At 58.1% G+C, this 11,378-nt stretch carries 9 protein-coding genes and 1 pseudogene; 1 reads left to right on the forward strand and 9 read right to left on the reverse strand.

What is annotated here, in order from left to right; translation table 11 throughout:
* Positions 1-188, reverse strand: a pseudogene (locus Q0L57_RS31125) (electron transfer flavoprotein subunit beta/FixA family protein); the annotation flags it as partial.
* 330 nt (positions 189-518) lie between these two features.
* On the opposite strand from Q0L57_RS31125, the gene Q0L57_RS31130 reads away from it, so the two are divergent.
* Positions 519-1,400, forward strand: coding sequence for a LysR substrate-binding domain-containing protein (locus tag Q0L57_RS31130; protein ID WP_296746927.1), 882 nt, complete (start codon positions 519-521; stop codon positions 1,398-1,400).
* Between the two features lie 86 nt (positions 1,401-1,486).
* On the opposite strand, the gene Q0L57_RS31135 is transcribed toward Q0L57_RS31130, so the two are convergent.
* The 8 genes from Q0L57_RS31135 to Q0L57_RS31170 form a co-directional block, all read right to left on the reverse strand.
* The gene (locus Q0L57_RS31135; RefSeq protein ID WP_296746996.1) at positions 1,487-2,515 is read right to left on the reverse strand and encodes a glycine betaine/L-proline ABC transporter ATP-binding protein; all 1,029 of its coding nucleotides are present in this window, start codon (positions 2,513-2,515) and stop codon (positions 1,487-1,489) included.
* A gap of 34 nt (positions 2,516-2,549) precedes the next feature.
* Positions 2,550-3,551, reverse strand: coding sequence for a glycine betaine/L-proline ABC transporter substrate-binding protein ProX (gene proX / locus Q0L57_RS31140; protein ID WP_296746928.1), 1,002 nt, complete (start codon positions 3,549-3,551; stop codon positions 2,550-2,552).
* A complete protein-coding gene (locus Q0L57_RS31145) occupies positions 3,548-4,504 on the reverse strand; it encodes a proline/glycine betaine ABC transporter permease (RefSeq protein WP_296746929.1) in 957 nt (318 codons plus the stop codon). Before Q0L57_RS31145 ends, proX begins: the two co-directional genes overlap by 4 nt.
* Positions 4,505-4,540: 36 nt before the next feature.
* Positions 4,541-4,930, reverse strand: coding sequence for a cupin domain-containing protein (locus tag Q0L57_RS31150; RefSeq protein WP_296746930.1), 390 nt, complete (start codon positions 4,928-4,930; stop codon positions 4,541-4,543).
* 129 nt (positions 4,931-5,059) lie between these two features.
* On the reverse strand, positions 5,060-6,580 hold the full coding sequence (locus Q0L57_RS31155) for a trimethylamine methyltransferase family protein (RefSeq protein ID WP_296746931.1): 1,521 nt from the start codon (positions 6,578-6,580) through the stop codon (positions 5,060-5,062).
* A 10-nt stretch (positions 6,581-6,590) separates the two neighbouring features.
* Positions 6,591-9,035 (reverse strand): FAD-dependent oxidoreductase, encoded by a 2,445-nt coding sequence (locus tag Q0L57_RS31160; RefSeq protein ID WP_296746932.1) that lies wholly within the window; start codon positions 9,033-9,035, stop codon positions 6,591-6,593.
* A gap of 280 nt (positions 9,036-9,315) precedes the next feature.
* Positions 9,316-10,437 carry a branched-chain amino acid ABC transporter substrate-binding protein gene (locus Q0L57_RS31165; protein WP_296746933.1) on the reverse strand — a complete coding sequence of 374 codons (1,122 nt, stop codon included), beginning with the start codon at positions 10,435-10,437 and terminating at the stop codon, positions 9,316-9,318.
* 108 nt (positions 10,438-10,545) lie between these two features.
* Positions 10,546-11,277, reverse strand: a complete 732-nt coding sequence (locus Q0L57_RS31170) for an aspartate/glutamate racemase family protein (protein ID WP_296746934.1) — start codon at positions 11,275-11,277, stop codon at positions 10,546-10,548.
* Positions 11,278-11,378 lie beyond the last annotated feature (101 nt).

Below are 11,378 nucleotides of genomic sequence, written 5' to 3' on the forward strand. Positions count from 1 at the left end.
TCGGCGCCCATGGCGAGCGCGGTGCGCAGCGTTTCCTGCGCCTGCTGCGGGCCGACCGAAACGACGATGATTTCATCCGCCTTGCCGGCCTCCTTGATGCGGATCGCTTCCTCGACCGCGATCTCGGCCTTGACCCGAACCTTGACGTTCGCGTCCACAACCCGCTTCACGGGCACGAGAACTTTCATAGAAACAACCTTCCGATCCCGTTTTTACGAAACGTCCACAAGCAGAGCGGAACTAACCCGATTTGCCCCTGGTAGCGTGCCAGCCTGGGCTTCCAGGCCGTCATAGGCGTGCCTATTGCCCTCGGCGGATAAAAGCTACGTCCACGCTACCCGTGCGGTACGGAAGGAAGCTGAGAACCCTTTCCGTTGCGCTCGCCGGCACAGTCAGACGCTCTGACAAGCAAGCAGGTTACAGGCGCCGCGTGCCTTCGTAACGTTGCAAAAAGATCGTAAAGGTCATAACCTGAGATTATGCACAGACTTCGATCGCTGGTACCTTCGGCCAACTATTTGTTCGCTTTCGAAGCGGCAGCTCGTCGGCGCAGTTTCACCGCAGCGGCGGAAGAGTTGAACATAAGCCAGCCCGCAGTTAGCAAGACGATCAGGCTTCTCGAAGAAGCCATTGGCTTGAAGCTGTTCAGGAGGGACCACGCACGGCTTGAGCTCACTGCCGAAGGCGTGAAGTTCTATAGGGAAACCCAGCAGGCATTTGACCATTTGCACATGGTCCTCACAACGCTGCGAGCCAGGAACTCGAAAGATATCGTCCACGTTTCGTTCTCCACTTCATTCGTGCAGCTCTGGCTTTTGCCTCGCCTGAAGAACTTCAAGGCGCGGTACCCCGATATCGCGTTGAGGATTGAGGAAAGCACCCGCGACGATCAGGACTTGAACGAGGAAAATATCGACGTTTCAGCCCGGCTCGGCGACGCGAAGTGGCGAGACGTTCACTCCTGGCACTTTGTGTCGGAAGAGGTCTTCGCCGTTTGCAGTCCTGACTATCTCAGAGAGCATGGGCCAATCGAAAAGCCCGCTGACCTGCTGGCCCATCCGCTTCTTCATTCAGAGGAGCGTCATCGGGCGCGACTTGGTTGGCGCGAATGGCTGGGACATCAATCTGTTCCAGTCGCGCGCGTGAAACAGGACTTTGTGTTCACGGACGCCCTTGGCTCGATCGAGGCGGCCGTGCTCGGCCAAGGCATTGCCCTTGGATGGAAACACCTCGTCTACGACCATATCAAGGCGGGCCGTCTTTGCTGTCCTCTGCCGACGGTCTACCGTTCTGGACAGTCCGTTTACATCGTAATGGCAGCCAAGCGCCCGCCAAAGAAGGGAGCCGAATTGTTCCGCCAATGGCTGCTGGAGCAAAATGCCGATGCGTCCATCTTCTAGGAAAGGGCCGATCTGCACGCGGTTTGGCCTGCGTTCGGAGAACTCGGGGCTGAGATGAGAGACGGCTTCAGCGCCAAGGGCGGAGTTTAGCCGCTCGCCCTTCCCAATAACGAAAGCAACATCTTTTGGGGGACGAATCCGGCGGCTTTCCCGGTGGGTCCCGCAACGATCAGCGGACCCTCAACATTGGCAGCCGCAGCCGCGGCGACTGAAAGCCGCGTTTCGCATGGCAACAACGGGCCAGACGACTGAACGCCGCCTTCCAATTCGCTCAACGGCCGCATTACAGAGCCGAGCGTCACAAGCTCACTCCGGGGCAAGTGGGCGACGAAGCTCGCCACGTAGCCATTGTTTGGCCGCAGCACAATCTCCTCGGCCGTACCTGCCTGTACAATCCGGCCATCCCTCATGATCGCGATACGATCACCGAGACGAACCGCTTCTTCCAGGTCATGAGTGATGAAGATAGCCGTCTTCCTGAATTCGCGTGCGAGCCGAATGAATTCGTCTTGCAGTTCGCGACGGATGAGCGGATCCAACGCGGAGAAGGGCTCATCCATCAACAGAACTTGCGGATCGGAAGCCAGCGCCCGGGCGAGCCCGACACGCTGCTTCATGCCTCCAGACAGTTCATCGGGAAAGTATTCTTCCCATCCGGTGAGTCCCACCACCTCGAGCTTTTCTGCCGCTATTCGCCGTCTTTCCGACATCGGCACGTTGCGAAGTTCTAGCCCGAGCGCAACGTTGTCGAGAACGTTGCGGTTTCCCAGCAGGGCGACATTCTGGAAAACCATTCCAATCTTGCGAGATCTAAGTTCCCGCAGGGCAGCCTTGCCAAGCCGAGTGATGTCCGTTCCCTCGATGGTTACCGTTCCGGAAGTCGGCTCCACCAGTCGGTTAATATGTCGAAGCAAGGTAGACTTGCCACTGCCGGACAAGCCCATAATGCAGAATATTTCCCCTTGCCTTACGGAGAACGACACGTCCGCGACCGCGCAGACGCATTGGAACTTGCGCAATATCTCTTCTCGGCCAAGGCCACTCCGCTGCGCCTCTGCAACAGCGGCGTCTGCCCGGCTTCCAAACACCTTCCAGATGGATTGGCACTCGATCATTGCGCTCACTTCCAACACGCCTGCGGGTAGGACTTTACTTCGCTGCTATCGATTCCTTGATCCATTCATCCCATTGCGCCTTGTGCGCCGCTTTCCAATCCTCTGCGTGGCGGCGAACGTCCTGGTCACTGTCCTCACCCCTGTGCATCTTCAGGTTTTCCGCATTCACGTCATCAACGGACATGGTGATCAGTTCCATGAACTTGCGAGCCGCAGGATTCTGCTCAAGAAACGCCTTGTTTGCGACTATCCGTTGCGTGTTGACCGTAAATCCGAGATTGCCGATGCCCTCGACCGTCGTTGCTTTACCCTTCTCGGCATCGGGAAGCTCGGTTTTTTCTACCGTTAGCCAAACGACGTCTTTGTTCGGCACCAATATCGCACTCAGCCACAGTGGCGTATAAGTGTAATAGAGGGTTGGCTTTCCAGACTGAATGCGTTTCACGGCATCGGCGATGATCGCGAAATAGCTTCCCTGCTTATGCTCGACGGTGTCTCTGAGCCCGTATGCGTCGAGATGGTGCTCGATCACGCGCTCGCAGCCCCAACCTGGGTCGCAACCGTAGAGAGTCGCCTTTCCCGATCCTTCGGTATCGAACAATTTCGCGATCTTCGGATCCCGGAATTGCTCGATGGTCTTGATGTGCTCAGCCTCGGCCGTCTTCTTGTCAATCATGTAACCCTGAATTGAGTTAGGGATCAGATTGCCGATTATCTCGACCTTATCCATGCCGGCCTTCTCCAGGAGGGCCGTTTGCAGTGGGTCCCAATACGCGGCGTAGAAGGTGGCATCCCCGTTCGCCACTGAAATTTGCGCCGCCTGGATGCTGGACGTTATGGGATCTCCGATGGTGTACCCCAAGTCTTTCAACCCAAGTTCAACGACATATCCCTGGAACAACTCGGGAGGATTGTTCGCCTCCTGAGCGGGGACCACGGTTTTGCCTTTCCCCGGCAAATCTTGGGCCATAACGGGGCCAACCGATGTCGCGCCGAGAGCCAGCATGCCAAACAGCGCTTTGTAAAATACTTTCATTTGTCTCCTCCCAGAGTTGATTGTAGTTCAGCCGAACTTTTTAGTATTGGCTTTTGAGGTCTAGCTCGCGACGCTTCGCGCCTTTTCACTGCTGCCTCTCTCGTGGGGGCAGCTACCGCATGCGTCAGCCGATCCAGCATGACGGCAAGCAACACGATTCCTACGCCGCCGACCGCCGCCGTTCCGACATCGAGCTGGCCGATACCCCTGAGCACCACTAGCCCGAGGCCTCCAACCGAGATCATGGAGCCTATAACCACCATCGATAGCGCCATCATCAGCGTCTGGTTGACGCCCGCCATTATGGTCGCGGCCGCCAAGGGTATCTGCGCCTTGAAAAGCGTTTGCGAGGATGAGGCGCCAAATGCCTCCATCGCCTCCACGATCTCTCTCGGAACCTGGCGAATTCCCAGGTTCGTCAAGCGAATGACCGGCGAGATCGCGAATATTACCGTCACCAACACGCCAGGGACGTTACCGACCCCGAAGATCATCACGATTGGGACCAGATAGACGAAGGCAGGTATGGTCTGCATCCCATCCAGCACCGGCTTCAATATCGCAGAGACGCTGTCGTTGCGGGCCGCGGCTATTCCAATCGGTATCCCGAATGCCACGCAGATCAGCACCGCCACCAGAACCACGGAGAGTGTGGTCATGGCTTCCGCCCATACGCCCAAAAAGCCGATAACGCCCAGGCAAAACAGGACGACCCCTGCCAGCCGAAGGCCGCCCAGCTTTGCGGCAATGGCGCACAATCCGAGAATGAGGATCGTCGGCGGGCAAGCGTGCAGCCCGATATTGACGAGATTTAGAAAGTAATCGACGGGCTGGCGAAGGCTCAAGGCCATAGGCCGCATCGCATCGATGATCCCTGTCGAAGCGCTCTCAATCCATTTCGCGGCTGAGAACGAGTAGCATTTGAACGGATCCAGTATCGTACAATCAGCCACCTTGAGCGCGCTCCGCTTTCACTGCAGTCTGCATTTCTAAGCTGGCCGCTTGGTATAGATCACCAAGACGACAGCTCCGTCTACAGATCCAGAGTCGTGCAATGCCCCAGGAGCCCGGCAGCAGTAGTCGCCGGCCTTCATCGTCGCGTCCTGGTCGTAAAACGAGCCTTCAAGAACGAAGATCTGTTCGAACTCCCCCTCGTGGGCGTGAAGCCCGGCGTAACAACCGGGGTCGACCTTCATGAGCATCGTCTTCTCTCCGAGCTCGCGGTCCTCGTAGAGGCATTTCAGCCAGAATCCGGGCGTTTCCGTCGCCTGCCATTCCAGATGGCTGTCCAGTAGGCGTTTTGAGCCCTCGAACGGGCCAGGGATCGCCACCGGATAGCTGGTAGGAATCACGAAGGTTTCAGCGACCGAATTGCTCATGCTTTCATCTCCATAGTCAGATGATTTAATATATCACTTATCATATAAGTAGCAACAAAGTTGACCGATCTGGTTTGTCTCGCAACCCTTGCCAAAGGCCTGTTCCGGCAACTCGAATTGGAAATTCGCCTACGCCGCGATCGACGCGTACTTCGCCCGCCTTGTCTCGACGAACGCGTCAAGCGTGCCGGCGATATCGTCGGAGATTGGCGGAGCGACGTAGCCGCCGAGCTGTCGTTTCACCTCTTCGACTCCAACCGTTTCGGCCGACTTCGCTCCGTCGTCGAGCCACTGTTCGTAGGTATCGTTGTTCTGCAGGCGGTTCATGATGAAGGGGTTCTCTCGCGTGTGGTCCGTGCCCAGGAAGTGGCCGCCAGGGCCCACACGTTGAATGTCAAGAAGAAGCGGCTCCATCTCCTCGTCGGCAATTCCGCTGAAGAAGCGGTGGAACCCCTCTAGCTGGTACGAATCCTGGACCCACTTGGCGTATGAAACGCCCAACGATCCCTCGACGAATCCGGCTGAATGGACAATGAAGTTGCAGCCTCCTAGCATTACTGGCCACATGGAATTCGCAGAGTCATATCCGGCTTGGAGGTCCGCCATCTTGGAGCCGGTCCACATCGTGCAGGATCGCCATGGCACCCTGTAATGCCGGGCCATCTGCCCGACCAGCAAGTTCATGAGGCCGGGCTCCGCCGTTCCCAGCATCGGCGCCCCCGATTTCATGGAGACGCCCATGAGAGCGACCCCCATGACCATCGGGCAACCGCGTCTTACGACTTGCGCATAAGCAATCCCTGCAAGCGCCTCCGCCACCAGTAGCGCTACGCCGGCCAGGGGGCTTGCGGGGGCGCTGGCGCCTGCCAAGAGAAAGGGCGTCAGGAGCGCCGGCTGGTTCGCTGCCGCGTAGACGCGCAGCGAAGACAGCATCGTTTCGTCCCAGATCAATGGAGTGTTGCAGTTCAGGAGCGCCGTGACGACGACGTTGGTGTCGACATATTCCTCGCCAAACACAATGCGCAGCATATCGATGGTGTCGCGAGCGGCGGTCTCTGAAATCACGCTGCCCATGATCGGTTTGTCCGAGAGCTTTAGCGCCGACGAAACGAGATCCAGATGCCGTTGAGGAACAGGTATGTCTTGAGGCTCAACTGGCAGGATGCCTGCAACGTGCATCGCGGAGCTCATCTGAGCCAGTTTCAGAAAGTTCCTGGAGTCCTCAAGTTCTGACCGGCGTCTGACGCCGTCCAGTCCGTAAACAAAAGGGGCTCCATAACAGTTGGCGAAGATCGAATAGTTATCGCCGACTGGAACCGAGCGGTCGGGGTTGCGGGCGTTGAATGTGTATCTGGATGGAACTGCGGCGAGCAACTCCATGAGCAACTCTTGCGAGATGTAAACCCGTTCACCCTCAACGCGCGCGCCGGCCTTCCTCCAGTCGGCGAGGGCTCGGGCATCCCTAAATACAATCCCCAGCCCTCCGAGGATTTTCAAAGTGGTATTGTGAATCTTCTGGACGCCGTCCGGGCTCAGAAGATTGATCGGTCCCACCTGACGATTGACGGCAGGCAGGTAGACTGGAGGCGGATTGGTACGAGCGCGGATTCTCGCTTCCCGGCCGCCGCTTCGCTTCAGATTCTGGGACATCCCCGTTACCTCAAAGGCGCGCGCGTGCGTTCGTCGGGTCATACAGGCTGTCCCCGACAACCTCCGCCTCTCTCATTTCATTGTGGACATGCACCTTGAGCCGCGTGCCCAACTTGGCGTTCTCGGGTTTGACAAGCGCCATGGCGACGTCGTGGCCAAAGTGATAGGAATAGCCGCCCGATGTCACCCGGCCGACGATTTTGCCGCTCTCGTCATAGACCCCCTCGTAGGCGATCACCGAGGTCTCCGCGGAGGGCAGCTTCAGGGTCACCAAGATGCGGGCGACGCCTTCTTCAGCCTGCTTCAGCAATGCAGCCCGGCCCTTGAACTCGCCCTTGTTTAGTTTGACGAAGCGGGACAGGCCTGCCTCGAGCGGAGTGATGTCTCGTGCAAGTTCCCTGTTGATCGCACGATAGGACTTCTCGAGCCGCATGGACTCCAGCGCCTCCGCACCGAAGAGCTTCAACCCGTGCGGCTCTCCAGCCTTGAGCAATGCATCAGCGAGATGCCGATTGTATGCGACCGGATGGTGCAACTCCCATCCGAGCTCACCCGAATAGCTCACGCGGAGCAACAGGACATCCCTGGCATAGCCGACCTCGCCCGTTTGAGCGGTAAGCCACGGAAAGGATTCATTGCTGAGGTCGACATCCGTCAGGGGTTGCAGAATTTCTCGAGTCTTTGGCCCCGCGAGGGCTATGACGCCCATGCTCTCCGAGACGTTTTCCAAGGTGACGCTGCCGTCTTCGGGCAGCAGTCGGCGCAGTTGGTCATAGTTGTAGTTTTCGCCGTTTGGCGTGCTCACCAGGTAGAAGTGATCTTCAGCCAGCCGGACGATCGTATACTCGGCATCAATTCCGCCGTTCGCGTTGCAGGCCACGGTCAAGGTGATTTTGCCGCTCTTGGGGAGGCTATTCGCCATCAGGCCGTCGAGCCACCCCGCCGCTCCGGATCCCCGGACAAAGAATTTCGTCATCGGCGACATTTCAAGCATGCCGGCGGCTTCGCGCACGGCTTTGACCTCCGCCTCGACGAACTTCATGTGTTCTGTTTTGCGATAGCTGAACTCAGGAATTGCGAGTTCTGGCGAGGGCGCGAACCAACGGGGGAACTCGTAGCCGTTAAATGTGGTCCAGACCGCTCCTTTCGAGGTCAGCAAATCGTAGGACGGCATGGTCTTCTGCGGCCGCGCTCCCTGCCGATCTTCACCGGGCACCCGGGCATGCATGTGGCAGCCCCACGTCTCCCTGACCTTGTCGGCGGTCCACCGCTTGGAGACGTAGTGGCCGAACCTTCTGGAGTCGATCTCGGACATGTCCATTCCGGGATCGCCATAAACAATCCAGCGCGCTAGGCGCTCGCCAAGAGTGCCGCCCCAGAGGATTCCTCCCGGAACGCCTTCGGCAAGCCACAGATTCTGGAAGCCTGAAGCAGGCCCGACAAGCGGCAGTTCATCAGGTGTCATCTGGAACGGGCCGCGGGTGTTCGACTTTATGCCGACGGAACCGAGCGCCGGCACACGCTCGACCGCCATTTCCCATTGTGTCGCCACCGCCTCGAAGTCTTCGGGGAGAAGATCGGCACCGAAGTCCTTAGGCACTCCGTCGACAGCAAAGAGCTTCAAGTCTTTCTCGAATTCATATGGGCCAAACTGGAACTTGCCGACGTCCTCCCTCAGATAGGCGCCATAGTCCTCGTCTCGCAGGATCGGATACTCTTTTTCCCCGGCAGCCCTTCGTTGCTCAAGTTCAGGCACCACTTCCGTGGTCCAGTATTGGTGCAGGATGGGAATGCATGGCAGGTCGAGGCCGACAAGCTTGGCGTTTTCCCGGGCGTAGTTTCCGGTGGCGAAAACCAGATGGTCGCACAAGACTTCGCCTGCGGAGGTCGTGACCTTCCAGCCCCCTTCCGCAAGCTGCTCGTAGCCCAGGGCTCTCGTATCCTGGTAGATGGTAGCGCCCATTTCTCGGGCAAGCTTGGCCATTCCCATCGTGATGTCGGAAGGATTGATGTAACCGTCGTGGGGATGATAGAGGCCGCCGACGATCTTGGGGCTCGGCGCCAGCAGCGGATGGATCTCCCGAATCTCTTCCGGCGTCACCAGCCGGGCGGCAACACCTGCTGCCTCCGCCATTCCGATATAGCTTTGGAACTCGTCCCATCGCTCCTGCGAATTCGCAACGCGGAGCTGACCCACCTTGCGCAGACCGCATGAAGCACCCAGCCTGTTTTCCACATCTTCATAAAGGCGGATGGTTTCAGTCGTCATTTTGCTAATGTTGATGGATCGAGCAAAAGTGACGAGCAAACCGGCTGCGTGCCATGTGGAGCCCGCCGTAAGCTGGCTCTTTTCAAGAAGGACGGCGTCCGAGCAGCCGTGGCGGGCAAGTCCATACAGAATGGCAGAGCCGACAGCTCCGCCCCCGACAACCACAACCTTAGTTTTGGCCTTCACTTGTGAAGCACTCCGTTAGCGTCCGGCCATAGTGACGCTTCGGTCATCTCTTGTGACCCTTATAAACGGGTCGAAGGGCCATAACTCCAAGTTATGCCGGGGGTGATGGCTGTTCGGAGCCGGCAACATTGGGCCTTAAACAGAAAAAGCCCGATGCCTGGGTTTGGCATCGGGCTAGATCTCAGGGGTGTGGTTCCATGCCACTCGTTGGCTGTCCAAAAGCTTGCAAAGCCGTCACGCTCGGACCCGGCGGCCCGAGTCTCCCCTTCCGCTTGCCGGCTTAGTTTTCGAAGTAGTTGTACTTGCCGTCTTCGCCCTTCTTCCACGTGTACAACACGTAGTCAGGACGGGTGATGTCGCCCTTGGAGTCGTACGAGATGTCGCCGATGGCCGTCTTCCACGGGCCACCAGACCTGATCACTTCGGCAACCTTCTGCGGATCGTCGGCAGAGCCAGCCTTGGTGATAGCCTGGGCAATGATCTGCACCGCCGCATAGGAGTATAGCGTGTAAGCTTCCGGCTCGAAGCCGGCGGCGCGGAACTTCTCGACCAGTTCCTTGGCGTTCGGGTTCTTGCGCGGATCCGGAGCGAACGTCATCAGCGTACCGCTGACAGCGTCGCCGGCGATCGAAGCGAATTCGTTCGACACCACGCCGTCGCCCGAAAAGAACTGCGCCTTCAGGCCTTGGTCAGCTGCCTGACGAATGATCAGGCCGCCTTCGGTATGCAGACCGCCCCAGTAGATCAGGGTAATGCCGTTTTCCTTCATCTTGGCAATGAGGGCCGAGAAGTCCTTGTCGCCGACGTTGATGCCTTCATACATCACTTCCGTGATGCCGTTAGCGTTCAGGTTTTTCTTGGTCTCGTCGGCGAGGCCCTGGCCGTAGGGAGTCTTGTCGTGGACGATGGCGATCTTGGCATCCTTCCAGTGCTTGGCGATGTAGTCGCCGGCCACCTTACCCTGCTGGTCGTCGCGACCGCAGGTACGGAAGGTGTTCCACAGGCCGCGCTCGGTGAGCTTCGGGTTGGTCGCCGCCGGCGTCATCACGAGGATGCCGTTCTCGGCATAGACTTCCGAAGCCGGGATGGTCACGCCAGAGTTGAAGTGGCCGTCGACATATTTGACGCCGTCGGCGACGAACTTGTTGGCAACCGAGATGCCCTGTTTCGGATCCGACACGTCGTCACCGACGCTCAGCTTGAACTTCTGGCCAAGAACGCCGCCGGCAGCATTGATGTCGGCAACGGCCTGTTCCGCGCCCTTCTGCAGCTGCGCGCCGAAAGCGGCGTTGGGTCCGGTGATCGGCCCCGCGACGCCGATCTGAATGTCGGCGGCCCACGCACTGCCGCCCAGCGCAATGACCGCTGTCAGTGCCAAGGCGGACAAGAGTGATTTATTCATTGAAGCTCTCCCATTTGAGAGTGGACTTAGATGATACTTTCATGCGATGCCCACTCGTTATCGCAAGAAAGCATGGGCGAAGCCGAAGTCAGTTGAACTCTAGCGAGACTAGACCCACCCTGAGTAACGGGTGCGGACGAACGAGGCGTGCACATAGTTTATCATCGTTATGAAGTCGAACACCGGAAGACCGGTCGCCTGTTGGACATCATGGGCGTAGGGGGGGAGATCCGAGCACTCCAGCAGAATGGCGCCGAGATCCGGATGACGACGTTGCAGGTCCGTAGCAACGCCAAGGACGCCGTCCCTAACGGCATCGTCATCTAGCGTTCCATCGGGGAAGAAGATTGCCTGCCTGAATGGTTCGCATTTCTCCATGCCACCGATGGCGAGCGGCGTTTCCAGCGCAATACCGCTCTTAACAAGGTGCTCGTCCGTCAGATTGCCGCTATCGGCTGATATCACCCCAACGCGCTTGCCCGTGATATTGTAGATGAAGGGCACCTGAAGGAGGCTCGACATGAAGACCGGAACATTGACGGCGGCAGCGATCTCTTTTTGGAAAAGAGCCATGAACCCGCAGGCGCCGGTAATCGCCTTGACGCCTTCCGCCTCAAGTTTCCGGGCTGCGACAATGAATGGCTCAAGTAACGTCGGATCGCGATCAAATATCAGTCGGTGATTGTCCGCACCTTCCACGACAATGTAACGGACGGGAAACGGAAAGGTCGTGGCGTTCGCTACATTTCCGGGAATGTAAGGGTATTCACAGTCCAGGACCATGATACCGATTGTTTCGCCAGTCCAGTTCTGCTTTCTCGAACGTGTCTTGTAAATCATCTTTCCGACTCTTGCGTAGATGTAGCTATCCGATGAAGGGTCTCGCCCGCGAAGTCAGGGCGTGAGCCTGTTGTCGCTTCGCGCCGCCGGCGCGTTTCCAA

It is taken from the genome of Mesorhizobium sp. (assembly GCF_024509055.1).
Taxonomy (GTDB): Bacteria; Pseudomonadota; Alphaproteobacteria; order Rhizobiales; family Rhizobiaceae; genus Mesorhizobium.

What these genes read in the sequence shown, in the direction of transcription:
- Q0L57_RS31135 (WP_296746996.1), bottom strand. Translation starts at nt 2,515, where the DNA reads ATGATCGAGTGCCAATCCATCTGGAAGGTGTTTGGAAGCCGGGCAGAC.
- proX (WP_296746928.1), bottom strand. Translation starts at nt 3,551, where the DNA reads ATGAAAGTATTTTACAAAGCGCTGTTTGGCATGCTGGCTCTCGGCGCG.
- Q0L57_RS31150 (WP_296746930.1), bottom strand. Translation starts at nt 4,930, where the DNA reads ATGAGCAATTCGGTCGCTGAAACCTTCGTGATTCCTACCAGCTATCCG.
- Q0L57_RS31155 (WP_296746931.1), bottom strand. Translation starts at nt 6,580, where the DNA reads ATGTCCCAGAATCTGAAGCGAAGCGGCGGCCGGGAAGCGAGAATCCGC.
- Q0L57_RS31165 (WP_296746933.1), bottom strand. Translation starts at nt 10,437, where the DNA reads ATGAATAAATCACTCTTGTCCGCCTTGGCACTGACAGCGGTCATTGCG.
- Q0L57_RS31170 (WP_296746934.1), bottom strand. Translation starts at nt 11,277, where the DNA reads ATGATTTACAAGACACGTTCGAGAAAGCAGAACTGGACTGGCGAAACA.